This window comes from Paenibacillus sp. BJ-4 (assembly GCF_020404765.1).
Taxonomy (GTDB): domain Bacteria; phylum Bacillota; class Bacilli; order Paenibacillales; family Paenibacillaceae; genus Paenibacillus.
Map to the genome: position 1 here is coordinate 1 of NZ_JAIVEM010000160.1, position 26,599 is coordinate 26,599.

Annotated in this window: 13 protein-coding genes, 11 tRNA genes and 1 rRNA gene; 1 reads left to right on the plus strand and 24 read right to left on the minus strand. The window is 49.4% G+C overall.

The window, feature by feature from the left end:
* The 3 genes from LCF57_RS23300 to LCF57_RS23310 all read right to left on the minus strand — a co-directional run.
* Positions 1 to 8,987, minus strand: an 8,987-nt coding sequence (locus LCF57_RS23300) for an amino acid adenylation domain-containing protein (RefSeq protein WP_413232222.1), incomplete at its 3' end; no start/stop codon positions are given.
* Between the two features lie 720 nt (positions 8,988 to 9,707).
* On the minus strand, positions 9,708 to 10,991 hold the full coding sequence (ectB, locus tag LCF57_RS23305; RefSeq protein ID WP_226002847.1) for a diaminobutyrate--2-oxoglutarate transaminase: 1,284 nt from the start codon (positions 10,989 to 10,991) through the stop codon (positions 9,708 to 9,710).
* 516 nt (positions 10,992 to 11,507) lie between these two features.
* Complete coding sequence (locus tag LCF57_RS23310; RefSeq protein WP_226002848.1) at positions 11,508 to 12,263, minus strand: TnsA endonuclease N-terminal domain-containing protein; 756 nt, start codon at positions 12,261 to 12,263, stop codon at positions 11,508 to 11,510.
* Positions 12,264 to 12,782: 519 nt separating this feature from the next.
* On the opposite strand from LCF57_RS23310, the gene LCF57_RS23320 reads away from it, so the two are divergent.
* Positions 12,783 to 12,989 carry a hypothetical protein gene (locus LCF57_RS23320; protein ID WP_226002849.1) on the plus strand — a complete coding sequence of 69 codons (207 nt, stop codon included), beginning with the start codon at positions 12,783 to 12,785 and terminating at the stop codon, positions 12,987 to 12,989.
* A 117-nt stretch (positions 12,990 to 13,106) separates the two neighbouring features.
* On the opposite strand, the gene LCF57_RS23325 is transcribed toward LCF57_RS23320, so the two are convergent.
* From LCF57_RS23325 to rrf, 21 genes are all read right to left on the minus strand, one after another.
* Positions 13,107 to 13,427, minus strand: coding sequence for a hypothetical protein (locus LCF57_RS23325; RefSeq protein WP_226002850.1), 321 nt, complete (start codon positions 13,425 to 13,427; stop codon positions 13,107 to 13,109).
* A gap of 160 nt (positions 13,428 to 13,587) precedes the next feature.
* The gene (locus LCF57_RS23330; protein ID WP_226002851.1) at positions 13,588 to 13,926 is read right to left on the minus strand and encodes a helix-turn-helix domain-containing protein; all 339 of its coding nucleotides are present in this window, start codon (positions 13,924 to 13,926) and stop codon (positions 13,588 to 13,590) included.
* Positions 13,927 to 14,067: 141 nt separating this feature from the next.
* Positions 14,068 to 15,900, minus strand: coding sequence for a glutamine--fructose-6-phosphate transaminase (isomerizing) (gene glmS / locus LCF57_RS23335; RefSeq protein WP_226002852.1), 1,833 nt, complete (start codon positions 15,898 to 15,900; stop codon positions 14,068 to 14,070).
* A gap of 633 nt (positions 15,901 to 16,533) precedes the next feature.
* Positions 16,534 to 17,874 carry a phosphoglucosamine mutase gene (gene glmM, locus LCF57_RS23340; RefSeq protein ID WP_226002853.1) on the minus strand — a complete coding sequence of 447 codons (1,341 nt, stop codon included), beginning with the start codon at positions 17,872 to 17,874 and terminating at the stop codon, positions 16,534 to 16,536.
* 57 nt (positions 17,875 to 17,931) lie between these two features.
* Complete coding sequence (locus tag LCF57_RS23345) at positions 17,932 to 19,401, minus strand: YbbR-like domain-containing protein (RefSeq protein ID WP_226002854.1); 1,470 nt, start codon at positions 19,399 to 19,401, stop codon at positions 17,932 to 17,934.
* Positions 19,398 to 20,231, minus strand: coding sequence for a diadenylate cyclase CdaA (gene cdaA / locus LCF57_RS23350; protein ID WP_226002855.1), 834 nt, complete (start codon positions 20,229 to 20,231; stop codon positions 19,398 to 19,400). Before cdaA ends, LCF57_RS23345 begins: the two co-directional genes overlap by 4 nt.
* A 221-nt stretch (positions 20,232 to 20,452) precedes the next feature.
* The gene (locus tag LCF57_RS23355; RefSeq protein ID WP_226002856.1) at positions 20,453 to 21,076 is read right to left on the minus strand and encodes a zf-HC2 domain-containing protein; all 624 of its coding nucleotides are present in this window, start codon (positions 21,074 to 21,076) and stop codon (positions 20,453 to 20,455) included.
* 149 nt (positions 21,077 to 21,225) lie between these two features.
* Positions 21,226 to 21,792, minus strand: coding sequence for an RNA polymerase sigma factor SigW (gene sigW, locus LCF57_RS23360; protein ID WP_025720879.1), 567 nt, complete (start codon positions 21,790 to 21,792; stop codon positions 21,226 to 21,228).
* Positions 21,793 to 21,983: 191 nt separating this feature from the next.
* Positions 21,984 to 24,776: a phosphoenolpyruvate carboxylase gene (gene ppc / locus LCF57_RS23365; RefSeq protein ID WP_226002857.1), complete on the minus strand. Its 2,793-nt coding sequence runs from the start codon at positions 24,774 to 24,776 to the stop codon at positions 21,984 to 21,986.
* A gap of 737 nt (positions 24,777 to 25,513) precedes the next feature.
* A tRNA-Gly gene (locus LCF57_RS23370) sits at positions 25,514 to 25,584 on the minus strand.
* Positions 25,585 to 25,593: 9 nt separating this feature from the next.
* A tRNA-Pro gene (locus LCF57_RS23375) sits at positions 25,594 to 25,667 on the minus strand.
* A gap of 21 nt (positions 25,668 to 25,688) precedes the next feature.
* A tRNA-Arg gene (locus LCF57_RS23380) sits at positions 25,689 to 25,765 on the minus strand.
* A 5-nt stretch (positions 25,766 to 25,770) separates the two neighbouring features.
* Positions 25,771 to 25,845 (minus strand) — tRNA-Gly (locus tag LCF57_RS23385).
* 10 nt (positions 25,846 to 25,855) lie between these two features.
* Positions 25,856 to 25,936, minus strand: a tRNA-Leu gene (locus LCF57_RS23390).
* Between the two features lie 11 nt (positions 25,937 to 25,947).
* Positions 25,948 to 26,023: transfer RNA gene (locus LCF57_RS23395), tRNA-Lys, on the minus strand.
* Between the two features lie 4 nt (positions 26,024 to 26,027).
* Positions 26,028 to 26,102: transfer RNA gene (locus LCF57_RS23400), tRNA-Gln, on the minus strand.
* A gap of 55 nt (positions 26,103 to 26,157) precedes the next feature.
* Positions 26,158 to 26,233 (minus strand) — tRNA-Val (locus tag LCF57_RS23405).
* A 10-nt stretch (positions 26,234 to 26,243) separates the two neighbouring features.
* Positions 26,244 to 26,315: transfer RNA gene (locus tag LCF57_RS23410), tRNA-Glu, on the minus strand.
* A gap of 11 nt (positions 26,316 to 26,326) precedes the next feature.
* Positions 26,327 to 26,399, minus strand: a tRNA-Thr gene (locus LCF57_RS23415).
* A 3-nt stretch (positions 26,400 to 26,402) separates the two neighbouring features.
* Positions 26,403 to 26,478: transfer RNA gene (locus LCF57_RS23420), tRNA-Asn, on the minus strand.
* A gap of 19 nt (positions 26,479 to 26,497) precedes the next feature.
* Positions 26,498 to 26,599, minus strand: a 5S ribosomal RNA gene (gene rrf, locus LCF57_RS23425); the annotation flags it as partial.

Consider the following 26,599-nt stretch of genomic DNA (forward strand, 5'->3'; position numbering starts at 1 on the left):
AGATCCTCCGGACGGGCTTCATGGAAGCTGTCGGTGCCAACATTCTGATGGCTCTCATCGCCGTCGTCCACAGCATCCGTCAGCTTGCCGGAGACAATGCCGGAGCCAATCGGCGCATTCGCCCGCTCCTCGCTGTACGACGCTTCGTCGTCCAGGTACAGCACCGCCGCCAGCGCCAGCTCCTCTTCGCCGAGCCAGGCTTCGGCACGCTCTCGCAGCGGCGTTTGCGTCAGCAGCACCTTCGCTCCGCTGTCTTCAAGCATGAACCGCACGCGGTCCGCCGGATAATCCGGGTCGAGCGGCACATACGCCCCGCCCGCTTTCCAGACGGCCAGCACGGCCACCAGCAAGTCCACCGAACGCTCGGCGAGAATGCCGACGATCGTCTCCCGGCCGATGCCGCTTGCGCGCAGCGTGGCCGCCAAGCGGTTCGCCCGCTCGTTCAGCTCCGCATACGTCAGCCGGTCGTTCTCGTACACGACGGCCGCCTCTTCCGGCGTGCGCTCCGCCTGTTCCTCAAACAGACGGTGGAACGCGGCCGCAGGAGCCGCTTCCGGCTGCGCCGGGTTAAACGCGCCGAGAATTTGCTCTTTTTCCTCTGCCGTCAACAAGTTCAGCTCGGCAATCTTCGCATCCGGACGGCTTACGATCGCCGTAAGCAAATGTCCGAAATGAGTCGACAGCCGCCGGATCGTGCTTTCTTTATAAAGAGCCGTTGCGAATTCAAAGCTGCACTCCAGGCCGCCGTTTTCTTCCGTAACATCCACACTCAGGTCGAACTTGGCCGTGCCGTATTCGCTAGGGTACGGGGACAATTTCAGCCCTTCCAGCTCAAACTCTTTATTCTCCAAGTTTTGCAGGGAGAACATCGTGTCAAACAGCGGGTTGCGGCTCAAATCCCGGCTGACCTGCACTTTATCGACGAGCTCTTCGAACGGATAATTCTGATGCTCGTAAGCGCCTAAGGTCGTTTCTTTCACTTCTTCCAGATACGACAGGAAGGTCTTCTCCGAAGCCGGATAATTGCGGAGCGCCAGCGTATTGACGAACATTCCGATCAAAGGCTGCGTGTCTCCGTGCGTTCTGCCCGCAATCGACGTTCCGACGATCAAATCGTCCTGACCTGTGTATTTATGCAAAAGCACGGTATATGCCGCAAGCAGCACCATATACAGCGTCGTTCCTCTTTGAGCGGCCAGCTGCTTCAAGCCTTCGTTCGTTGCCTCGTCCACGAAGGACGTCAGCGTTTGTCCCTCAAAGCTCTGCACGGCAGGACGCGGATAGTCCGTCGGCATTTCCAGAACCGGCAGCTCGCCCCGGTAACGGTCCAGCCAGTAAGCTTCCTCGCGTTTCAACTGCACTTTTTGCTCGTCCGACTGCTGCCATACCGCATAGTCCTTGTATTGAATGCGCAAAGGCTCTAATGACTCGCCGCCGTACAGACGAACGAATTCCTCGACTAACACGTCCATCGAAACCCCGTCGGAGACGATATGGTGCATGTCGAACATCAGCAAATAACGTTCGGCTGCCAGCTCTACGAGCTCCGCCCGCAGCAGCGGAGGCTTCGCCAAGTCGAAAGGCCGGATGAAGGCCTGCACGACTTCAGGCGCTTCTTCCTCGCTCGCATGACGGTACTCGACGGCAAAGTCGACGCTCTCGTAAATGCGCTGTACAGCTTCGCCTTGTACGATCTCAAAGCCGGTTCGCAGCGTTTCGTGCCGTGCGATCAGTCCGCGGAAAGCCTTCTCCAGCAGGCTCCGGTCAATCGATCCTTCCAGCAGCAGCACGCCCGGCATGTTGTAGCTCTGATCGGCCCCTTCCAGCTGATTCAGGATAAACAGCCGCTTCTGAGCTGAGGAAAGCGGATAATATGCTCTTGCGCCCGCCAGCGGAATCGACGAGAACGACTGCTCTCCGATCCGGGAGATGGCGAGAGCCATCTCTTCGATCGTCGAGTAGCGGAATACGTCGCGCAGAGGCAGCTCGACGTTCAGCTCCTGATGCACCTTGCTCACCAGTGTCGTCGCCCGCAGGGAATGGCCGCCCAGGTCGAAGAAGTTGTCATGAACCCCGATGTGCTCCAGTCCGAGCACGCTTTTCCAAATTCCCGCCAAGCTGGCTTCCAGCGGAGTCCGAGGCGGAGTACGTTCTTCGCCCGGCTGCAAGCTCTCCTCCGGCGCCGGGAGTGATCGGTGGTCGACCTTGCCGTTCGTCGTCAGCGGGAGCCGCTCCAACTGGATCAGGTACGCCGGAATCATATAGGCCGGCAGTTCCTGGGAAAGCACGCTCTTCAGCTCGGCCGCCGGAAGCTCGCGGTCCGCTTCATAATAGGCGCAAAGCTGCTTCTCGCCGGAGGCGTCTTCCCTCGCGAATACCGTCGCTTTCCGAATTCCCTCCACTTTCTGAAGCTGAGCTTCGATCTCGCCCAGCTCAATGCGGAAGCCGCGGATTTTCACTTGGTCGTCCGTCCGTCCCACGTATTCGATCGTGCCGTCCGGCAGCCATTTCGCCAAATCCCCCGTCCGGTACATGCGCTCTCCCGGCACAAACGGATTGTCCACAAATTTCTCCGCCGTCAGCTCCGGCCGGTTATTGTAGCCCCGTACCAAGCCTTCTCCGCCGACGCAAAGCTCCCCGGCCACGCCGATCGGCAGAAGCTTATTCCGGCTGTCGACGATATACACCGTCGTATTACTGATCGGCCGTCCGATGGGTACGGTAACCGCCGACTCATCGACAAAGTCGACCGGAAGGTACGTGGTATAAACCGTGCTTTCCGACGGGCCGTACAGGTGGTTGAGCCTGCCCGGTCCGATATGGGCGAGCGCTTGACGCACATGGCCGACCGACACGCGCTCTCCTCCGAACAAAATCGCCCGGACATCCCGCAGGCAGTCGACGTTCACATCTACAAGGACGTTGAAGAAAGCCGTCGTAATCAGCATGACCGAGATGCGCTCGCGCTGGATGAGATCCGCCAGCCGGCCGATTTCCAGCAAAGTCTCGCGGGAAACCAGCACCAGCCGCGCCCCGTTGGTCAAAGCGCCGAAAATATCGAAAATCGCTCCGTCGAACGAATAGCTCGAAAGCTGGAGGACATGATCCCGCTCGGTGATGTCGATATAATTCGTATTTCGCACGATCCGCACGATGTTGCGGTGCGAAACAAGGTTGCCTTTCGGCTTGCCCGTCGTGCCTGACGTATAGATGACGCAGGCCAGATCCGTCGCTTCGGTGCCCGGATTTAGATTTGTGCCGTCCTCGGGATAGAAGGACTCGTCATCCAGTAAGATCACGGAGTCCGAACCCGCCAGGCGCTCGCGCAAGCGGCTTTGCGTCAGCATGACCTGCGCTCCCGAATCCTCGATCAAGAAACGGATACGCTCCTCGGGATATTCCGGGTCAATCGGTACGTAAGCCGCTCCGGCTTTGTGTGCCGCCAGCATGCCCACCACCATTTCGATGGAACGCTCAGCCATAATGGCGACCAGGCGGCCTTTGGATATCCCGTGGCTACGCAAGGTACGGGCAAGGCGGTTGACGCGTTCGTTCAGCTCGCGGTAGGTCAGCTCTTGCTCATTCAAGGAGATGGCGGCTGCATCCGGGATGCGCTCCGCTTGCTCTTCGAACAATTGAATGAGCGTCTTCCCGCGCGGAAATTCCGTGGTGGTGTCGTTAAAACGTCCGAGAAGGTCGGCCTTTTCCGCCTCCGTCACAAGTTCCAGCTCGCCCACGGTAATTTCCGGGTTATCCGTCACCTGCTCCAGCAGATGGACGAGATGCCCCTTGAGCCGCTCGATGCTGTCTTTATCGAACACTTCGGCGTTAAAGTCAAACCGAATTTCGATCTCGGCTCCCGGCACCACGGTCACGTTGAAGTTATAGTTCGTCTGCTCCTCCATCTGAACGTCAGCGATCGTCAGGTCGCCGTGCTGCTGGTCGCCCACCTGCTCCATCTGCTCGTCCACCGGATAGTTCTCGAAAGCGATGATATGGTTGATCAGGTTCTGCTTTTGCACGCTGCGGGCTTGAATTTCATACAGCGGATAGTAATCATAACGCCCGGACTCCAGCGCCCACTCTTGGAGCTTCGCCATCAGGTCGGCGAACACGGTGTCCGCTTCGCTCGTGACGCGGACCGGCACCGTATTGATGAACAGCCCGATCATGGACTCGATACCCGGGATTTCCGCCGGTCTTCCGGCCACAATGCTGCCGAATACGGCATCGTTTGTTCCGTTATATTTTTGCAGCATCACGCCCCAAGCGGCTTGCAGCAGCGTATTGACCGTAACCAAGCGCTGTTTCGCCACCCGGTCCATCCGCTCGCTCAAGTCCTTGCCCAGCTCGGCGGTGACGTGATCAGCCGTAAATCTGCCGTTCGGCGCCGGTTCCTTTTGTCCCGGGAGTACGGTTTGCCCTTCATAACCTGCCAGGAATGCCGTCCAATAGCCAGATGCCGCCTGATCGTCCTGTTTCTCCAACCATTCGATATAAGCGCCATAATCCGATCCCTTATCTCCCGCTGGCTGCTTGCCGGATGCCAAGGCCGAGTACGTCTCAAACAGCTCCTGCGTCAGCTGCGGCAGGCACCAGCCGTCCATCAAAATATGCTGGAAACTCCACAGCACATGATAGCTTTGCTCTTCGGTGCGCAGGATCGTAACCCGAACGAGCGCGTCATGTTCCATGTCGAAGCCGCGAAGCTTGTCATCCTCGGCCTTTTTATCCAAATACGCTTGTTTCTCGTCCACCTGCAAATGAAGTAGCTCTTCATATTCAAAGCCGACCGGCTTGTCGCGGTATATGATTTGCAGCGGCTCGCCCGCCGGTCCTTTCACAAAATTCGCCCGCAGCACCAGATGACGTTTCGCAAGCTCCATCCAGCTCCTCTCGAAAAGCTGGACGTCGAGTGCTCCCCGCATCGTAAACCGCGTCTGCTCGAAGTAAGCGGCCGTTTGCCGGTCAAGCGCGCTGTGGAACCACATGCCCTTCTGCATCGGCGTAAGCGAGTAAATATTTTCGATTTCCCCGAGATGGCCCGAGCGCTGGGCGATTTGCTCCAATTCCGCGATGGTCAAGCCTTTAAATTGCACGTCGCTCGGCGTCAATTCGGTGTTTTCTTTGCCTGCGCAGTGGGTAATGAGCTCTCGGAGACTTTGCTCAAGCCGCTGAGCGAAGGCTTCCATCGTTTCCTTGCGATACTGCTTCCGGCTGTAGCTGAGATCAAGCGATAAAGCGCCGTCCAGCACCATGCCGTTGATATCCAGCACAAAGCTGCGGGCCTGCCGGTCGCTGGCCGGGCTGCCGCTGGAATAAGAAGATATGCCGATCTCGTCCTGATTGACATCATCGTCGAACTGGCCGAGGTAGTTAAAATTAATTTCCGGCTCTGCGCCCCAATCAAAGCCATCCTCCGATTTGGAGAGATAGCGGCATACGCCGTATCCAAGCCCCTTGTTCGGAATGCGGCGCAAGCTTTCCTTGACCTGTTTAATCTGATAGGCCAAATCCCGGTCGGTTTCCGGCTCCAGGACGACCGGAAACTTGGTCGTAAACCAGCCGACTGTGCGCGTGATGTCGATATCCGTTCCGATCGATTCGCGTCCGTGTCCTTCGAGATTGATCCGCACCCGTTCGTGTCCCGTCCACTTGCGAACGGCTATGCCGAGCGCCGTTACCAAAATATCGTTCATTTCGGTGTTGTAGGCCCGGTGAACCCGCTTCAGCAGTAGCTCCGTTTCTTCGGGAGTCAAACGGACGAACAGCGATTCGCTGTCCTGCTGCGTCGTAACGTCCGCCTCTAGATCCTTCGGCATGGCCGGAACCGCAATTTGTTCCACGGCCTGCCAATAGGCCCGTTCCTTCGCCATCTCCGGGCTTTGCGCGTAAGCGGCCAGCTGCTCGGACCAAGTGCGGTACGCATCCGTTTTCGCCGGGAAACGAATTTCCTCGCTTTTGCCGGCCTGCTCGTAACCCAGGACGAAATCCTCCATCAAAATGCGCCAAGACACGCCGTCCACCACGGCATGATGAACCGCGAGCAGCAAATGATCGCCGTCTGCGCACCGGAACAGTCCCGCATTCACGAGGGGCCCGTTCTCCAGATCGATGCCCGCTTGAATGTCCGTTGCCTTCGCTTCCACAGCCTGCGCGGTATTCTCCGCATCCTTGAAGTCGAACACATCCAGCGTGAACAGCCCGCCTTCCTGAATCGCGCGGTTCCGCGCGCTAAACCCTTGTTCCGTCTTGCGGAATACCATCCGCAAGGCGTCATGATGCTCAGCCAGCTTTTGCAGCACCTGACGCACCGTCTCTTCGTCGAAGCGTTCCTTCCGGTACAGCATCACCGACTGGTTGAAATGATGCGGGTCCGCAAAGGAGCTCTCGAAAAACCAATGCTGAATCGGCGTCAGCGCCGTTTCACCCGTTATTTCGCCTTGATCGATGGTACGTCCGATCGGTTTCACATGCAGGCTGAGCTGTGAAATAGTCGGATATTTGAACAAATCCCGGATTTCCAGCTTGTACCCGGCTTGATGAAGCCGCGAAGATACTTGAATGGACTTGATCGAGTCTCCGCCCAGCTCGAAGAAATGATCCGTTACCCCAACGCGATCGGCGTTCAATACCGCCTGCCACACATCGGTAAGCGTCCGCTCGGCTTCATTGCGAGGAGCTACGTACGCGCCGCCGGTCAGCGCGTTTCCTTCCGGAGCAGGCAAAGCCTTGCGGTCGATTTTGTCGTTCGGCGTGAGCGGCATCCGCGGAAGCTGAACAAAATGCGCCGGAATCATGTAATTCGGCAATTTTTGCGCCAGCGCGCTTCTCAGCTCGCCGAGCGTAAGCGGGTGGCCCGCGACCAGGTAAGCGCACAGTTCTTGCCCGCTTTTGCCTTCCCGCGCGATTACGATCGTCTCCTGCACGGAGTCGATCTTCAGAAGCTGCTCTTCAATCTCGCCGATCTCGATCCGGAATCCACGGATTTTCACCTGATGGTCGATCCGACCCAAGTACTCAATATTTCCGTCCGGCAGCCAGCGGGCCAAGTCGCCCGTCCGGTAAAGTCTCTCTCCAGGCTCAAACGGGTGTTCGATGAATTTCTCCGCCGTCAGATCCGGCCGGTTCCAATATCCCCGGGCGAGGCCGACGCCCGCGATGCATAATTCTCCCTCTACTCCGATAGGCGCCAGCTGATTTAGTGCGCCCAGTATATACAAGCGATGGTTCCAGATCGGACGTCCGATCGGTATCGCTCTGCGTTCGGTGTCATACGTAGACGCCGCCCACACGGATGTGGCGATCGAGGCTTCCGTCGGACCGTACGCGTTATAGTACTGCACCTTGTCTTTCCACTGCTGCACGAATTCGGCTGAAACGGCGGAGCCCGCCGTGATGAGCCTGCTCAGACTCGGCAGGCGGTCTGAATTCAAATAAGCTGCATAAGTTGGCGGCAAAGTGGCGATTGTAATTGCATGCTCGTTCATGAAACGTTCGAACAGTTGATCATCCAAAATCGTCTCGGTTGACGGTATATATAAGGCCGCCCCGAAATACAGAGCGTTGAACATCTCCCAGCACGACGCATCGAACGATAGGCTGGCGAATTGCAGCACTCGATCCTGTTCGGTCGTGTGAAGCGTATGGGCAAACGTCAGTTTCAGGCTGACCAGCCCGCGATGCTCCAGCATGACCCCTTTGGGTTTGCCCGTCGTACCTGACGTATAGATGACATAAGCCAGATCATTCGGACCGCTGGCCGGCTCCAGGTTCGAGCCATCGTCGCTGTAGGCCTGCTCGTCATCCAGCGCCACCACGGTCCCTTCGAACGGCACCTGCTGCAGCAGCTCCCTTTGAGTCAGCAGCAGCTGCGCGTTCGAGTTCTCCAGAATGTAGCGGATGCGTTCTTCCGGGTATTCCGGGTCGATCGGCACGTAGGCACCGCCAGCTTTCAGAACCGCCAGAATGCCAACGACCGTCTCCAGCGATCTCCTGGCCATCAAGCCTACCAGCTGATTGGGCAGCACGCCGACCGATCGCAGCGTCCGCGCCAGCCGGTTCGCCCGTTCGTTCAGCTCCGCGTACGAAAGCCGCCGCCCCTCGAAGACAACCGCCGTCGCTTCGGGCACCCGCTTCGCCTGCTCCTCCACGAGCTGATGAATCGTCCGATCACGGGGATAGTCCTTCTCGGTATCGTTAAAGCTTTGCAGCAATTGAAATTTCTCGTCCTCCGACAGCATGTCCGCCCGCACGATGTCCAGCTCCAACTCGTAAAGCCCCACGGCCAGCAGGCGATTCAGATGGCCGACGACCCGAGTCATGAACTCGGAGTCATATAAGTGCTCGTTATATGACAGCGCTAGCTGTATCGTTCCGCCGGTTAAGCTGAATTCAAAGGAACAATCCGTGACCACGTTTTGCCCGATTTCGTCCAGATGCAGCTCCTTAAGGGATACTAGCGTATGGACGACGGGTATCCCGTCTGCATATTGCAGGTCCAGCTTCTCCGTCATTTTCAAGAACGGAATATGTTGATGCTGAATCGCTTCCGGCAAGGAAGTCCTCAGCTCGCTCAGAAGCGTTTTAAAAGTCGCACCCGCCGAAAGCGAGTTTTTCAAAATGACCGTATGATTAACGGATCGGCGCGTCTCCGTCGGTTTCCGTACAACCGGCATGCCGACCAGAATGTCAGAAGCGCCTGTATATTTATGCAAGAGCGACTGAACACCGGCGAGCAAAATCATAAAAATGGCCAGCGGAGCGCCCTTGCTCATTTGAAGGACGCGCTGCGCCGCTTCCTCCGAAAGCGAACCGCCGACGGTTGTCATAATGGGCGCCAAGGAGCTTGGAGCTTTGCTGTAAGGCAGCCGCGTCAAGGTATAATCGTCGCTACCGAATTTTTCGTTCCAAAACAACGTTTCTTTTTCAAAAGCCACCTGGATCGTTCCCCTCTCTTCATCGGTAAAAGCAATTCGGCGGAGCATATGCCGCAGCAACGCTCCCCGCCTTTTCAAACATGTGACAACAATATCAATGGCTTTCGCCAGGTCACCGCTTCGCTTGCCCGGTTGATCGCATGCGGCAATCCTCTGCCTAGCAGCTGTCCCGCTCGGCTCACATTGCGTGAAAGACAACAAAGAGCATCGTTCTAAGCAAGAGATGCGGCTGCTTCCGGCTCCTCTGCTTCAATATGCTTGCTGCGGACGAGCCGCCCGAAGACGGGCTTTGGTTTAACATTGGGTTCGGAATTGGATTTGGGGGTGGACAAGGGATGTTACTCCCATCGATGTAAGGCTTGCTGTAGGGTTCCGGCCGGCCAGCAGGAAGTCGGCCGTACCTCCGGATTCGGCACCGGAGCTGCCTTTGTCGAAGCCAATGTTTAAGGGATATTGATACACTCTATGTACGATTTGTGTATTCCCCCGCCTGGTGTGGATAAGTAAAGATCCGGCTGCGGGGTAGTGAGCTTTTCCTGACGATTAGATGTGACGATGGTGCTGCATGAGGCTCAAGAATGCTCCGTATAGCATGAACGGGACAGCCCTTGGATTGGCGGTGAATTCCATGCTGCCTGACGGTACCGCAGGCAGCATGGGGAGAAAATCTTCCAATGGGGTGAAAACGTTATCTTAACATCAGGGCCGCACGGCCCCCGGAAGGCACTTCCGTGCCTCTTGCCGGGGCGGCCACCGGCTTGGCCGAGCTTAGGTCGTTACCAGCAAATCCTGGGTCTCCTGAGAGATCACCTGCTGCATACTGGACTTGATAATGTCGCAGCCGGCGGCCAGATGCTCCATCGAGACGGTCAGCGGAGGCATGATCTTCAGCACGCGGTCTCCTCTGCCGGCTCTTTCAATGATGAGCCCGTTCTCGAAGCTGATCTCCGTCATCCGCTTCGCCCCGGCTTCATCCGTGAAGCCCGAGACGTCAATGCCCCAGATCAGGCCGAGTCCGCGGATGGCGATGGACGGATGCAGAGGCTTGATTTCTTTGTCAAGGAACGAGCGCATAAACTCTTCCTTCTGCTTCACCTGGGCTTCCAGGGCGGCTCTGTCCCGGAACTCGAGAGCGGCCTTGGCGGCCACAAAAGCGAGCTGGTTGCCGCGGAAGGTGCCGTTGTGCTCGCCCGGCGTCCAGAGATCCAGTTCGGGCTTCAGCAGCAGGAGGGACATTGGCAGGCCGTACCCGCTGATCGACTTCGACAGGGTAATGAGATCTGGCTCGATCCCCGCACGTTCGAAGGAGAAGAATTCGCCTGTCCGGCCGCAGCCGACTTGAATCTCGTCGGTAATGAGCAGGATATCGTGCCTGCGGCAAAGCTGCTGCAGCCCGCGCAGCCACTGCGCGTCGACGACGTGAATTCCGCCTTCGGCTTGTACCGTTTCAAGCAGGATGGCGGCCGGCTTGTCGATTCCGGAGTGCGAATCAGTCAGTATATTCTCGATATAGCCGAGCGTATCCATTTCTGCGAAAGTCCCGCTCGGGTGCGGCATGAACGTAACTCCGCCCAGAGGAAGCCCCGCCCCTTCCCTCATGGACTTGGAGCTTGTCGCCGACAGGCTGCCGAGCGACATGCCGTGGAAGCCGCCCATGAATGCGAATATCCCGGTTCTCTTCTTCGCCTTGCGTGCGAGCTTAAGGGCCGCTTCCACCGCGTTCGTCCCCGTCGGACCGCAGAATTGAAGCTTGTAATTCAGCTTCTTCGGCTCCAGGATCCGCTCCGAGAAGCTCTGGATGAATTCGCGCTTGGCCATTGTATACATATCCAGACCGTGCATAATCCGGTCGGAGGTCAAGTAATCGAGAACCCGGTCCTTGATATAATCGTTGTTATGACCGTAATTCAGTGCCCCGGCACCTGCAAAAAAATCAATATATGCTCTTCCGTCCTCAGAATATAACAGGTCTCCCTTGGCCCGGTCGAATACCACCGGAAAGCTTCTGCAGTAAGATCTTACGTTGGATTCCAGCTTTTCAAAAATGCTCACGCGCTTCATCCTCCATCGGAATTGGGATAAGGTTGGCTCATCCTTTCTGAACCTTCTGACGTCATGGAGCAACATATTCTCGACTGTCATTTTCCACAATTGTCGGTCCCCGCATGCCAGCTTGCTGGGTAGCCAGTGGACTGGTCTCTCGCGTACAGCTTGGATAGGTATAAAAACCATCCAATTCTATTTTCTATCATAATTGGAAAGGTGACCTAGGTAGAATTATATCAAAATTTCCAAGAATGTATAGTAAAACTTTAGTAAAATTTGGTCTGTCCAACATAAGGTGTTAATATTTTGCCTAAAAAGAGCGAATGGAGAAGAAACGCTGGGAATAGTTTGCCATCAATCGAGGAATTCGACGCGTGTCGACATTCAGGCGGGGTGCCGGCGATTTGGGGGATCTTCCCTATAGACATTCTCTGCCGGTGCTCCGAATCCTTGCGCTTTGCGATAACTTAACATGATTACCTGACGAATTTCTGGAAGCCTGGCTGGAAACGGGACTGGATGTCAGCTGGATATTCTGCTGGAAAATCCGTTGGATACTCGGTTGGAACACCTGATGACTGCCCGGCTGGAAGCTGGCCGCAGCGTCCGCCCGGATGGCAGCCGGCATAGTTTTGTATCCCGCCGTCTTAACTGCGCCTCTGCTAAAGTAAAGGGCAGATAAATTCTGCCCCTCCTCATCAAACTGTACGTGAGGTTTTCCCTCATATGAAGCCATTCGACATTCCTGACTAAATTGTAGTTTATCTGCCTTTCCGTAATAAGTGCCCCCTCTATCTTTTGGTCTTTAAAGAACTCTTTTTCAATCTGTAATTTCTCTACAACTCGTTTTGTCAACTTGTTAGAAGGTTTGATAGAATGTGCAATAAATTTTATACTTTCTTCTTGTTTTACTGTAAGTAACATATCTGTAGTCATAATGATGGGAAGCTTATTCTTGGGGTCAGTTGGATGTTTAATGCCTAACTTTTGTGCAATATAGAGGGTTTTATCTAAGGGTAATAAAGGAGATTGTTTGCGAATATCAATCACTTGCTCTGACCACTCCATTTGGTAATGATGTGCCAGTTCAAAGTGTTCAGACAGATAATGGTGAAGTCGACCACTTTTCCAACCAAGAATTCGAGTAACTATCCCTATTGAAGGTACATCATGTACAGTCAACCAAGGTTTATATTCCGAAAAGTGGCCTTGACCTCTTCCTTCTTTGATTTTCCGTTGAATAGATGCTATAGAGCTACTTGATCGAATTTTGCTCATTATTCACCTTCTTTTTAGAACTACTAAATCAGAGTAAAGTTCAGTTATCTTTTTCTACTCCTAAGATATATTTTAGTTTTACTTCAAAATACAAATGTAGAATATAACAACTCACAGCTTTATACAATAGCAAAGTAATATTTTTTAGCTATATTTTACTTCGTAGCCTATTCATAGGCTACTCGTAGGGTACAGTAGGGTATGAATAAGCTATAATATGGGCTATAAGTAGCTATAATTAGTAAGCAGATGGGTCGGGTTAAAACCTATTTGATATTCTCAATAGAGGTGAACTCATGAATACTTTGGGACAGCGATGTAGAAATTTAAGACTACTCCATAAATGGACACAAGAGGAACTTGCTAATAAAATCGGGGTAACTTAAACAGGTTGTTTCTAATTGGGAGCGAAATATAGCACGGCCTGAAATTAACCATTTAATATCTTTAGCAAAGGTTTTTGATGTTACAACCGATTATTTACTTTGTATTGCTAATCAAATGACGTTCCCTTACTTTTTGGACTCAATTGATACAATTCATTCGGACCTTAATAACGAGAAAATCAAAAAATCCTTTGATTTTTTAGCATTTCTAAATGCTGGTTTTCGAATTGAATTAAATGGGCAGGTATTAGAACAAGAAGATTTGAATCTAATCGGTAAAAATATTACCTTTTTAATGGAGCATTTTGTCTCTCCTTTGAAGAAAAAGTATAGTAAATAGAAAATTTTAGCGTCCATTAATTTATCACTTAAAGAGGTAGCGCCTCATTTTAAAACCTCCTTTTATAATTACTTGAAACTATGTGATGGGACTGTCTTTTTACCCTAAAGTCTACTTTTATTGATAATCTTTCAATATTTCTTTTGCAAGTTTCATTAGTTGCACACTCTGTAAATAGGTCTCTATGATAAGATCTTGTAATGATTCTTTTACCACCAATCTACATTCTTCATAATCTTCAAATTCATTTCTTATGTAAATTGATTTTAGATCAGTTGGGGTATATCTAATGCTGAGGTTCCAACCGCCTTCTTTCAAAGCTCTTTCAAACCATTTCTCACGTATGGCTCTTGAGCAAGTATAAAAAACTTGCTGAAAACAGATACCGTGGGGTGTTACAAAAGCAATATCAAATATGCTAAGTGAATTTAGTGACATGAATTATTACACTCCTTTCTCTATTCATATTATAGTCATTGTTAATTTTTTTATGCATAAATGCCAGGAATAATCGGTATACGGATAATTCGTGACTTTTATGTACCAAAATTAAAATGAGTATTTCTAAGACATATTATTAAGGAACTCCCGTGAAAGATTAGTACCGAACAATCTTCAGTTTTATAAAATCAATAATTTCATCTCTATCTTCTTTAGTAAGTTCTCGAAACAAAGAAATAAGTTCTAATTCCTGAGCTTCAATGGCTAAATTAAAAATAGTGTTCTTTGATATAGGCGTATCTCCAAAGATTAACCACTCTATATGGGAATTGAAGTTTTCTTTAATTGCTATAATTATATCAAGAGAGGGTCTGTATTTATCTTGCTCCAGCTCACTCAACGTTCCTTGAGAAACTCCAATTATATTTGCAAACTTTATTTGATTTAAGTTGTTTGTTTTTCTAATAGTTCGAATTCGTCGGCCTATTGTAGACATAATTGCCCTCCTAAGCTAAAAAGATCCCGATATATCATCGGGATCTTTCTTGATGTTTGTAAAATGACTAGTTCCAGACTTTTTTTACTGGTTCCACACTTTTTTATCACCAGACACAAATAACTCAATTACTGCTTATGATCATTCTACAGTAACACTTTTCGCCAGGTTGCGTGGTTTGTCGACATCATGCCCCAGTGCAAGGGAAGCATAGTAAGCCAACAGTTGGAGAGCTACAACTGAAATGGCAGCCGACAGAATCGGAAGTGTCTTCGGAATTGCAAATACTTGATCCACAGATTTCAGCAACTCAACAGCATGCTCTTCATACGTGATTGCAAGTACGTCGCCGCCACGAGCCTTGACTTCCTTAATGTTGCTCACGGTTTTCTCCAGCACGGATTCCTGTGTTACCAAAGCGATAACCGGAATTCCGTCTTCGATCAATGCTAGTGTACCATGCTTCAGTTCACCCGCAGCATAAGCCTCAGAATGAATGTAGGAAATTTCCTTGAGCTTCAAGGAGCCTTCCTGTACTACGGCATAGTCCTGACCGCGCCCGATAAAGAACAGGTGCTTGTGGCTCGCAATTTGCTCAGCATAGGCTTTGATCGAATCTGCTTTACCCAGCATTTCTTCCACTTGCTCTGGCAGTGATTCCATAGCGGCCAACACATGAGCTACTTGCTCATCTGTTTGTGTGCCTCGTACTTGAGCCAGATACAGACCAAACAGATAAAAGGCAATCAACTGCGAAGAATATGCCTTGGTGGAGGCTACGGCAATTTCCGGTCCTGCCAGTGTAACCAACACATCATCTGCATCACGGGCAATGGAACTGCCAACTACGTTTGTAATCGCCAGTACATGAGCCCCATTTGCTTGTGCTTCACGCAGTGCTGCCAATGTATCGGCAGTTTCACCGGATTGACTCACCACGATCACTAATGTTTCTGGTGTTACGATAGGGGAACGGTAGCGATACTCGGAAGCCACGTCGTTTTCCACCGGAATACGAGCCAGACCTTCAATAACCGTACGACCAATCAAACCAGCATTGTAGGCTGTACCACAAGCAACGATTTGAATGTTGCGGATATTTTTAATTTGTTCTTCTGTAAGCTTTAACTCAGGAAGAACGACTTTTTTAGTTTCTTTATCGATACGGCCCAACATCGTATCACGGTAAGCCTTAGGCTGCTCGTGAATTTCTTTCAACATGAAATGCTCATAGCCGCCTTTTTCCGCTGTTACGGCATCCCATTCGACATGAATCATTTCCCGAGAAATAAATTGGCCTTCGATAGTCATTAATTCGACGGCATCACTGGTCAAAACAGCCATTTCGCCATCGTTCAAAATAAATACATTGCGTGTATATTTCAGAATAGCCGGAATGTCAGAACCGATAAAGTTCTCGCCTTCTCCCACACCAATAACCAGCGGGCTCGCTTGACGAACAGCTACCAGCTTGTTAGGTTCATGTTCTGTCAGCACACCCAGGGCAAAAGCACCGCGCATAAAGGTAATTGCTTTTTGTACCGCTTTAACGATATCTCCTTTATATTCACGCGCAATCAGATGGGAAATAACTTCCGTATCCGTTTCGGAAATAAAGGTATGACCTTCGCTGATCAGCTGCTCCTTCAGTTCCAGATAGTTCTCAATAATCCCGTTATGAACTACAGAGAACTTTTGGCTCTCATCCATATGTGGATGGGAATTTTCATCTGAAGGCTTACCGTGCGTTGCCCAACGTGTATGCCCAATACCTGCATGGCCTAGCAATGGCGCACCATCCAGCTTGGCTTCCAAATTCGCCAGACGACCTTTAGCTTTGGCTACTTGCAGTCCTGAATCTGTAAAAACGGCAATACCCGCAGAGTCATAACCACGGTACTCCAGCTTTTTCAATCCGTCAATCAATACCTCTTGCGTATTCTGATCACCAATATATCCTACAATGCCACACATATTCGTTATCCTCCCGATCATCATTTCACAGGACGACGCATCACAGGACTAACGTGTGCGGTAGATTGAGGAATAAAGTTCATTCATCTATGAAGTTGTCAATAATAACTATAAAAATTACAGGCATCTCTTCACGAATGCAACGAAATTCCTAAACCGCGCACGCCAATGATGATGGCCGCACATTCATGAAATGAATCTTATAATTTAGGTTATAAAATAATATGGCATCTACCGGTGCGTTGTGTAAACAGTTGCCTGTTTATTTTCCGCTGCCGGTTTACGGCTTAATGCTTCACCGGAAGGTCCCCGCCGAATGTTTCGAACACCTTCACCTCGTCAGCTTGCTTTGTCGTGAACCGATTTGTGAGCAGCATATCCCCTAACTGATGCATTGCTTACCCACCAAGTTCCCCCGCACAAAATCAAGCTCTGGCGCTTGTATTACGTTACCTTACAACCCTCGCTTTCTCTATTTGAGTCACAACATCCCTATATTATATTCAGCTCCGTCTCATTTGGCAATAACACTTTATTCATATTTACCTATATAGGTTACGATTCAATGGAAAATATATAACCGCAAACGCGGCTGCCCGCTCTTTTTCTACAGGCAACCACGTTTACAAAATTTTAAACTAATTCTTTTTTGACGACATCTACGATCTGTCCGACAAATTGCTCCAGCTCATCCTTATCCGGGCCTTCTGCCATTACACGAATAAGCGATTCTGTACCTGATGCACGGACCAGTACACGCCCATTATCCCCCAATTGCTGTTCCACCTGCTCAATCGCTTCTGCAATAGCAGGATTCCCCTCGTAATTACGTTTATCCTGTACACGCACATTAACCAGCACTTGCGGATACTGTTTCATGAGCGATTTCAGTTCACTCATCTTTTTGCCAGAAGCCTTCAGGGTATCTACCAGTTGAATCCCGGTCAGCATACCATCGCCTGTCGTATTATGATCCAGGAAAATAACATGGCCAGACTGCTCGCCGCCCAGATTAAAGCCGCCCCGGCGCATTTCCTCCATGACATAACGGTCCCCGACCGCAGTCTTTGCGGTCTTGAGTTCCAGCTTTTCCGTAGCTTTATAAAAACCGATATTACTCATCACGGTCGATACAATGGTGCTGTCCTTGAGCTTTCCAGCACGGTTCATTGCATCCCCGCAAATGCAAAGGATATAGTCACCGTCTACCTCTTCTCCGTTCTCATCAATCGCAATCAGACGATCAGCATCGCCATCAAAGGCCAGACCAATATCCGCTTTCAGACGGAGTACTTCTTCCTTCAGCTTTTCAGGATGAGTCGAGCCGCAATGATCATTGATATTCAGCCCATTTGGCTCTGCACCAATTGTATGAACTTCGGCTCCCAATTCCGTAAAAAGCTTTGGTGCCAGCTCATAAGCTGCTCCATTTGCACAATCCAGTACAATTTTGAGTCCTTCAAAAGAATGACTAATTGTTGTCTTCAAAAACTCTAAATAATCGTAGCGGGAATGCTCGTCTACAACAACCGTACCCAATCCTCCACCAATCGGACGAGGCAGTTGGTCTTCTTTCGCATCCATCAACTCTTCGATTTTCAATTCTGTTTCATCCGTCAATTTGAACCCGTCGCCGCCAAAAAACTTAATCCCGTTGTCTTCCACCGGATTATGGGAAGCAGAAATCATTACACCCGCGTCGGCTTTCAATTGACGTGTGAGATAAGCAACACCCGGCGTCGAAACAATCCCCAGACGAACTACGTTAGCCCCAATAGACAGCAAACCGGCTACAAGCGCCGATTCCAGCATCAGGCCAGACACACGTGTATCCATACCAATAACAACGGTTGGTTTCTCCACATTACCTGCTAAAACGTATCCGCCGCAGCGGCCAATGCTATATGCCAGCTCTGCTGTAAGCTCCTGATTAGCAATACCTCGTACACCATCTGTACCAAAATATTTCCCCATGTAAAATGACTCCCTTTTGTCTAATAATTCTTGAGTATCTACTACAGATAAAACATGTTATGGCTGACTGTTCTCCGGGGCTCCATTTGCAGAAGAATCTGCGCCGTTATGAGGACTTGTCTTATCCTCCGCAGCTGCATTCCCCCCGGAATTAGCATTAGAGTATCCGCCCTGACCGTTTTGCCCCTCCTCAGGCCTCTCCTGACCCTTGTCGCCACTACCGGAAGGATTTGATTCATTCTCATTACTCGGATTCGTTACAGCAGGCGTTGAAGGGCCTACAATGTTTACTGTTGCCTTTAGCTGGTCGGCATTCCCGGCTTGCGTAATATATTTAGGCAGGCCTATCTGCAACGTAACCTCATGCTGACCAGCAGCGAGGCCACTTATGTCTGCCACCAGACTAATATCATCATTGGTTAGATTGCTTACCATATCCTGCGGTCCCTTCACAGTAACATCCATCGTCTTGCTAGTGGGCGCTGTAATGGTAGCAATAGTTCCATCCCCTGCACCTTGTAAAACGATTGGAATGCCAGTGAGCGTTCGTTCCGTATCTGTGACCTGATTGGAAGGAACGACTGTCACCTCAATTTGTATCGAGCCTGGCTCGATTTTATCAGAACCGGCGGGCGCTGCCAAATTAGCTTGGACTGTACGCGTCCCCGCTTCCGTAAATTGACTGAGATCCACGGTGGCTGTGACGTAGGAACTGAGGCTGCTCAATACATCCTGTGATGCATATACGGCGGCTTCCTTCATGTTTGCACTTACCTTGGAAAGTGCCAGTCCGTCTGGTAAATCTCCCGAATAGACGATCTTAACAGGCACAGACTTTGCCTGCTGTGCTACCGGAATCTCGACGGACACTGTAGATGGCTCGATAACGGCTCCTGTAAGTTCTTGCCCCTTTTTGTTATATGCCCTCAGTTTTACACGCTTCTGCTCGAATTTCTCTGTGATGCCATCCGTATCGACGGCCCCCTGTACCGCAGTCACGGTACTCAACTGACTTTTGGGTAGGGTCACCTTCACGGTTTGTGGAGTAATCACAGGCTTGCCAAGCTGCAAGCCAGCATCCGGGTTGCCTTTGGGCACAATAGAAACATTAAAAGATTTCGTTTGTTTTTCCTCAATCGTTACTGTAACACGATTTGGAGTCATGGATACCAGTTCCACCCCATCCGGTAAATCCGGTTCGAGTGACAATGTTCTGGTGCCTGCTCCTAAACCGCCTAGATTTAATTTTGCCTGATAATTATCTGCAAAAAAAGAAGTCAGTACAGAACGCTGTCCTCTGACCTCCATCCTTACATGGTCAGTATCCATCGTAGACAACACATATTTGGACTCATCCAGACCACTGGCCTGAATGGCCACATTATCAATCACCTTATTATCATAAGAAACGGTCAGCGTCGAAGAAGGTGTCCCTGTATCCAGATGAACCATTCCCCACAGCATCACGGCAACGGCAAGCGCCAATATTTTGGAAATCGTATTATTGTTAATCCATTTGTCCATCATGAATTTCCACGGCCTCCCCTCCGATTCCAGAATGAGCCGCGTTTTTCTTTCAGAGACGGTGTTGGCCGCAGCTCCTCATACAGCTTGGAAATTAAGGATTCTTCCTTAATGTCGCGCACGACCTGTCCATTAATAGCCAAAGAAATTTGCCCTGTTTCCTCCGATACCACGACAGTTACGGCATCCGTTACCTCGCTCACCCCAATCGCGGCCCGGTGACGGGTTCCCAGCTCCTTGCTGATGAACGGATTTTCCGACAACGGTAAATAGCAAGCTGCAGAAGCAATCTGCTTATTTTGAATAATCACCGCACCATCATGGAGAGGCGTATTTGGGATAAAGATATTGATTAGCAGCTCAGAACTGACCACTGCCTGTGTCTTGATACCAGACTCTGTGTATTCGTTCAGCCCCGTCTCGCGCTCAAATACAATCAAAGCTCCTATTTTTTTACGTGATAAATAATTCAGTGCCTTAATCATTTCTCCAATTAACTTGTTGATCTCTTCATCATCCGCAGACGAACGCCCAAATAGTTTGCCTCGCCCCAATTGTTCCAAAGCACGACGCAACTCAGGCTGAAAAATAATGAAAATAGCCACCACGCCAAAAGTGAACATCTGGTTCATCAACCACTTGAGCGTGTACAAATCAAACCAGGTGCTAACTGCCCAAATGACGACCAGAAACAGTATGCCTTTCAACAATTGAACTGCACGCGTTCCGCGAACAAGTAAAATAAGCTGATACATAATATAGGTAACGATCAAAATGTCGATAATATCTTTAATGGACTCTTTCCAAGTCAGGTCCGCAAAATAATCCAACATGCGCATGCCCCCGCAATTTTCTGTAGTGAGTGGGTGTAGTATGTACACAGTATGCTCTCTCTATCTAGGTTATAACGATAAGGCTCGCGTTGCAAGCTGTGCGACAAAAGAACCGCTAAAATCAGTAAAATACAGTACAATTCGCCAGTTTCATATACAAAAAAACGCCTTTTCCAACGGAAAGAGGCGCTCGATATCGTTCTTGTCATTTCAAGCTTCTTTTATGGAGAAGACGGGTCCTCGAACAAATCAGAAACTTTATACCAAATCCAATCCAAGGTTTGATCAATACTTTTGACCTGTCCTGCAATATGAGCTGTGGATGCTTGATAGTAGGAACCGTCAATCACAGTTACATTTCCTTCCACATCGCCGTATACCCGGGCTTCACCATTTTGCACTGTTAAATCTCCGGCAATGGATTTCCCTTCAGGCACAATCACAGTATCGCCTTGAATAACGACTTGATCCAGATGGCTTCCTTTGACTACCAATTGATGATCCGTGCTTGAAAAGCTGGCCATACTTGAGCATACAACAATAAGAAAAAAGGCGGCAGCTGTTACAGCGGGATGCCTTTTCACCCAAGACAGCATAGGAGCCACGGTCTGTCTTTTATGCGGCGGCAAAGCATTCATAATGCGAAATGTCAGCTCATCCGATACACACGGCACTTGATAATGGCGTGTACCATAAAGCATCGCATCCGTCCGCTCCAGCTCTTTAAAACGCATGCGACATTCCGGGCAGTCTAACAAGTGTTGTTCCAACTCATGTTTGTCCCGCTCAGACAGGTCGCCATCTAGATAGTCATGCATAAAAGAGACGGCTTGTTTGCAATCCATATGAGCCAATCCTTTCTAGTATTCTTCCGTGTTTCTCAACATAACATGCTCCGTCTTAGAGCTTTGCTCTTCTTACATACGTTATAGGGAGCATTATGTTTCATAAAAAACATCTATGCAGGTACTTTCCAAGTACCTAAGCACATAATTTACAGCTTGTGCTCTAATTTTTTGCGTAGAAAATCCCGGCCTCTATGGACCCTCGTTTTAATCGTAGTCACGGGAATATTAAGCACATCGCTAATTTCCTGCAAGGAAAGCTCCTGCAAGTACCGCAACACCATTATCGTCCTGTATTTGTCTGGAAGACTGTCAATGGCATCATGAATCAAGGCCTGTGTCTCGGACAACAACGTACGCCCCTCAGGGGTAAGCTCTTCGCTAGCGAGCATGGCGTACCCATCGACACCTTCCTGATCATTCATTTCAGCATCAAGTGAGTATGTAGGTTTTCTCCTTCGCAGACGATCAATGCATAGATTTGTAGCAATCCGGTAAATCCAGGTCGAGAACTTCTGTCCATGGTCATACTTCTCCAAATTGCGATACACACGCAAAAAAGTTTCCTGTACCAGATCCTCCGCCTCATGGCGATTACCTAGCATCCGGTAGGAAAGATGAAAAATCCGATCTTTATATAATTCGACTAGCTCCGCAAAAGCCCGCTGATCACCTTTCTGTACCAGCCTAACCAAGCGGCTTTCCATATTATCCACTCTATACTCCCCCAGACTTGCTGATGGGTTACCTATTGCATATTTATGATTATTCATCGTAGTTTAATTTTATCCGAAAATCAACTATAGTGTTGACACCATCTGGACACTCTTCTGTCATATTTTATTCACACAGCACAATCGGGCACTCCATGAGCGCCCGATTACCTGTGTTCATACAGCAGGCTGTATCAGCCTGTGTTCCTTAATCCTGCGGCAATTCCGTTAATGGTCAATAATACCTCACGCAGCAGCTCAGCATCGTCTCCATTTTGGTCACGCAGCTCGCGTAGCTCACTTAGCAACTGAACCTGCAAATAACTCAACGGATCGACATAAGGATTACGTAACCGGATAGATTCCTGAATAACCGGCACGTCGTCCAAAATCTCGGATTGTCCGGTTATTTTCAAAATCAGTTCAGATGTCAGCTTGAACTCCGCTGAAATCTGTCCGAAAATACGCTGTCTTGCCTCTTCATTATCGGACATTCCCGCATATTCCTCAGCAATTAGCAAATCTGCTTTGGCAATCGCCATTTGCAGCGTATCAATAAGGGACCGGAAGAATGCCGAGTCCTTAAACATCGTTTGCAGCACCTTGAGGTTATCCTCATTGTTCTGATAAAAGCTTTGCAGGCCTGTTCCAGCCGCATACCATGCAGGTAACAAGTAGCGACTTTGTGTCCATGCAAAAACCCATGGAATGGCGCGCAAGTCCTCAAAACGCTCGCTGTTCTTACGCTTGGACGGACGAGATCCAATATTCAGTTCGCCCACCTCAGGCAACGGTGTCGATTCTTTGAAGAAAGCGAAGAAATCCGGATCTCGGAAAATCAAATCCTGATACTTGTTCAATGATACCTCGGAAATACGGGCAATGATCTCTTCCCAGCTTTCATCGAATACTTCCTTCTTCCCGGAACGATGATATGCAGCAGCCGTGATCAAGGCTGAAGTCGCCTGCTCTAGACTCCGATAGGCAATGCCTCTGAGCGAGTATCGGGAGGAGAGCACTTCTCCCTGCTCCGTAATCTTGATCCCGCCTCCAATCGTATGAGGAGGTTGAGCTAGGATACTGCGGTTAAGCGGCATTCCTCCGCGGCCCAATGCTCCTCCGCGACCGTGGAAGAACTTCACTTTTACACCAAACTCATTAACCACTTCTGTAATGCTGTTCATAGCGACCCGAAGCTCCCAGTTGGCCGTAACCACACCGCCATCCTTATTACTGTCTGAGTACCCCAGCATGATCTCCTGAAGCTGATCCATCGCCGCTACAGATTGCCGATATACAGGCAAATTCAACAATCTTCTCATAATACTAGGTGCAGCGTGCAGATCGTCAATCGTTTCAAACAAAGGAACGGATTGCAGTGTACATACGACAGTACCATCCTTTTCAATGCGGAACAGCCCTACTTCTTTGGCTAGCACCATAACCTCAAGCAAGTCACTGGCTCCCTGGGTCATACTGATGAGGTAGCTTGTAATGGACTGCTTGCCGAATTCCTTCTGAGCCATATAAATCGTGCGATATACGTCAAGACATTCCTGCGTACTATCGCTATATTTTAAATACGGCGAAGTAATTGGACGTGGTTCGTTCAACAGCTTTTCCAGCAGATCTATCTTTTCTTCCTCTGGCAACTTACCGTAATCCGATACGATATTCATTTTGGAAAGAATTTCAGTCATCGCATTTTCATGTTCCTGACTATGCTGCCGTACATCCAGTGTAGCTGTATGGAATCCGAATAGCTCTACCTGGCGAATCATCTTTTGAATATACGTGTCTGCAACATAATCCGCAAAATGATGACGCAAGCTGTTATCAATAACATTCAGGTCTGCAATTAGCTCTTCAGCAGAGCTATAACGTTCCTTGGTATCCTGTTTGTTTTCATCCAAAATGTTATTCACCTTGGCAATCATGTATGCAAGTTTAATCCGATAAGGCTCTTTTTCGTTGTGCCATACTTCCATCTTTTTGAGCGTAATATGCGTACGATCTTCTTCAATTGAAGCCAGCAGATCATCTGAAACGCGCACAATGCTAGTGCTAAAGCTCAAGTATCCCATAAGTTCTTTCAGTGTGTGCTGATATTCTCTCAAAGCCAGCTTGCGTTGCATACGTAATGTTTCCCAAGTTACATGAGCTGTCACAGACGGATTGCCATCCCGATCTCCACCAATCCAGGAGCCAAATCTCAGGTAGGTTGGAATGTGCCATTTTTGTTCGGGATAGTATTTGCTTAAACATCGTTCTAATTCTTGGTATACATCCGGCAATACATGAAACAAAGTCTCATGAAAATAATACATTCCATTTCTTACTTCATCTAATACAGTTGGCTTGCGGTCACGCAGCTCATCTGTCTGCCACAGTGTAATCACTTCATTCAGCAGATTCTCCCGTACCTGTTCCCGCTCACGCAAGGTAAGCATCGGATTATCCAGCAGCATGACATCCTCAGAAATCCGCTTGTGGATATCCAGGATTACCCGTCGTGTTGCTTCTGTAGGATGTGCGGTCATAACCAGTTCCAGAGAGAGCTCCTCTAGCATGTTGGTAACGTCCTCGGTAGAGAATCCCCCTTGCTTAAGCTCCTGAACGGAACTTTCAATGGAGCCGGGTTGAACATCTTCACCAGCGGAATGCTCATAATCCCGCTTACGACGAATACGATGGTTTTGCTCAGCGATATTCACCAACTGAAAATAAATCGCAAACGCGCGAATAACCTGGTGACGAATATCCGTATCCAGTCCGCTGACCATTTGTTTGAAATTCTCATACAACTCCGGCTGATACCCGGCACGTAACGATTTACTTGTCTCACGTATTTTTTCCACGATATCCAAAAGTTCGTTGCCACCCTGATGAACCAAAACCTCACCAAGAATATTCCCTAGAAAACGAACGTCCCGCCGCAGCAGATTGTTGGATTGGTTTTTGTTTGCGGTTAACGTAAGCTCGGTCATGCTTTTCCCCCCATCTGATCTGTTCCACACCATATACAGTTTTGTTGCAAAGGTACGTATACACACGAAATTTGACACTTTCTTAACATCATACAATAAAAACGTATGAAAAGCTGCAAAATTTACAGTAAAAAATCATGTATTTTAAATACTTTTTTTGAGAATATATTGGTTTTTTATGCATAAAAATGAAATTAAATAAACCTAATTCGCTACATTCCAAGAATTTCATGAAATATTATACACAATTCTTATAAACACTCTGATTTCCAGAGCAAAAAATCTTGCATCACTATGTGTACATGTTTATGATTTGTTGACAACATGAGGCTAATTAAGCTTCTATCCACAAAGATATACACAAATTAGTTACTAATCAATTCAACAGATGTGTTTTTTCATCCAATCATCTGCTATTACCCACATAAAAGAAGAGAATGTGTACAACAAAGCGGCAACTTTAGAGTTATCAACATGAATTCATATCGTTAGCAATCATAGGATTCCTATTTTCAAGGGATTTGATCACGAAATTAGCCCTTACTACAGGAGAAAGAGATCCATTGGAGGAGAACTTCGGGATCTAGGCGTGATGGCAACAAGAGCCTATGTAGAATATGCACAACTCATCCCCGGCTGTGCATGAAAGAGATACATTGGCAACGGCCTCTATATACCGAAGTGGATATAATGTGGACAAAATAAAAAGAAGCCTTTCGGCTTCTAGGTAAACATTAAGCGGGTGATGGGAATCGAACCCACGCTATCAGCTTGGAAGGCTGAAGTTCTACCATTGAACTACACCCGCAAATTAGTATCGGGATGACACGATTTGAACATGCGACCCCCTGGTCCCAAACCAGGTGCTCTACCAAGCTGAGCTACATCCCGATATTATACATTTTATAAAGATGGCGCGCCCTGAGAGATTCGAACTCCCGGCCTTTTGATTCGTAGTCAAACGCTCTATCCAGCTGAGCTAAGGGCGCAAATATGGAGCGGACGACGGGAATCGAACCCGCGACCCTCGCCTTGGCAAGGCGATGCTCTACCGCTGAGCCACGTCCGCGAAAACAATATGCGCGTGGAGGGACTTGAACCCCCACGTCAAAGACGCTAGATCCTAAGTCTAGTGCGTCTGCCAATTCCGCCACACGCGCATGTAATATAATGGTGAGCCATGAAGGACTCGAACCTTCGACACCCTGATTAAAAGTCAGGTGCTCTACCAACTGAGCTAATGGCTCTCAATGGCTGGGGATATAGGATTTGAACCTATGCATGACGGAGTCAAAGTCCGTTGCCTTACCGCTTGGCTAATCCCCAATATGCATATGATTCACAATTCCCCAACTTTTCATCCTCTTAATTGAATAAAAAATGGTGGAGGCTGAGGGGATCGAACCCCCGACCCTCTGCTTGTAAGGCAGATGCTCTCCCAGCTGAGCTAAGCCTCCGTATTGCTTATGACCCGTAGGGGATTCGAACCCCTGTTACCTCCGTGAAAGGGAGGTGTCTTAACCCCTTGACCAACGGGCCATCCTACAACAAGCTCTCAACCGGGATCGAACCGGTGACCTCATCCTTACCATGGATGCACTCTACCTACTGAGCTATGAGAGCAAATGGCTCCCCGAACAGGACTCGAACCTGTGACAACTCGATTAACAGTCGAGTGCTCTACCAACTGAGCTATCAGGGAATATTAATTATAAAGCTTTGCTTGGCGGCGTCCTACTCTCCCAGGACCCTGCGGTCCAAGTACCATCGGCGCTGGAGGGCTTAACGGTCGTGTTCGGGATGGGTACGTGTGGAACCCCTCC

Coding starts and splice junctions, on each gene's coding strand:
- LCF57_RS23310 (WP_226002848.1), bottom strand. CDS start 12,263: ATGAGCAAAATTCGATCAAGTAGCTCTATAGCATCTATTCAACGGAAA.
- LCF57_RS23325 (WP_226002850.1), bottom strand. CDS start 13,427: ATGTCACTAAATTCACTTAGCATATTTGATATTGCTTTTGTAACACCC.
- LCF57_RS23330 (WP_226002851.1), bottom strand. CDS start 13,926: ATGTCTACAATAGGCCGACGAATTCGAACTATTAGAAAAACAAACAAC.
- glmS (WP_226002852.1), bottom strand. CDS start 15,900: ATGTGTGGCATTGTAGGATATATTGGTGATCAGAATACGCAAGAGGTA.
- glmM (WP_226002853.1), bottom strand. CDS start 17,874: ATGGGGAAATATTTTGGTACAGATGGTGTACGAGGTATTGCTAATCAG.
- LCF57_RS23345 (WP_226002854.1), bottom strand. CDS start 19,401: ATGATGGACAAATGGATTAACAATAATACGATTTCCAAAATATTGGCG.
- cdaA (WP_226002855.1), bottom strand. CDS start 20,231: ATGTTGGATTATTTTGCGGACCTGACTTGGAAAGAGTCCATTAAAGAT.
- LCF57_RS23355 (WP_226002856.1), bottom strand. CDS start 21,076: ATGGATTGCAAACAAGCCGTCTCTTTTATGCATGACTATCTAGATGGC.
- ppc (WP_226002857.1), bottom strand. CDS start 24,776: ATGACCGAGCTTACGTTAACCGCAAACAAAAACCAATCCAACAATCTG.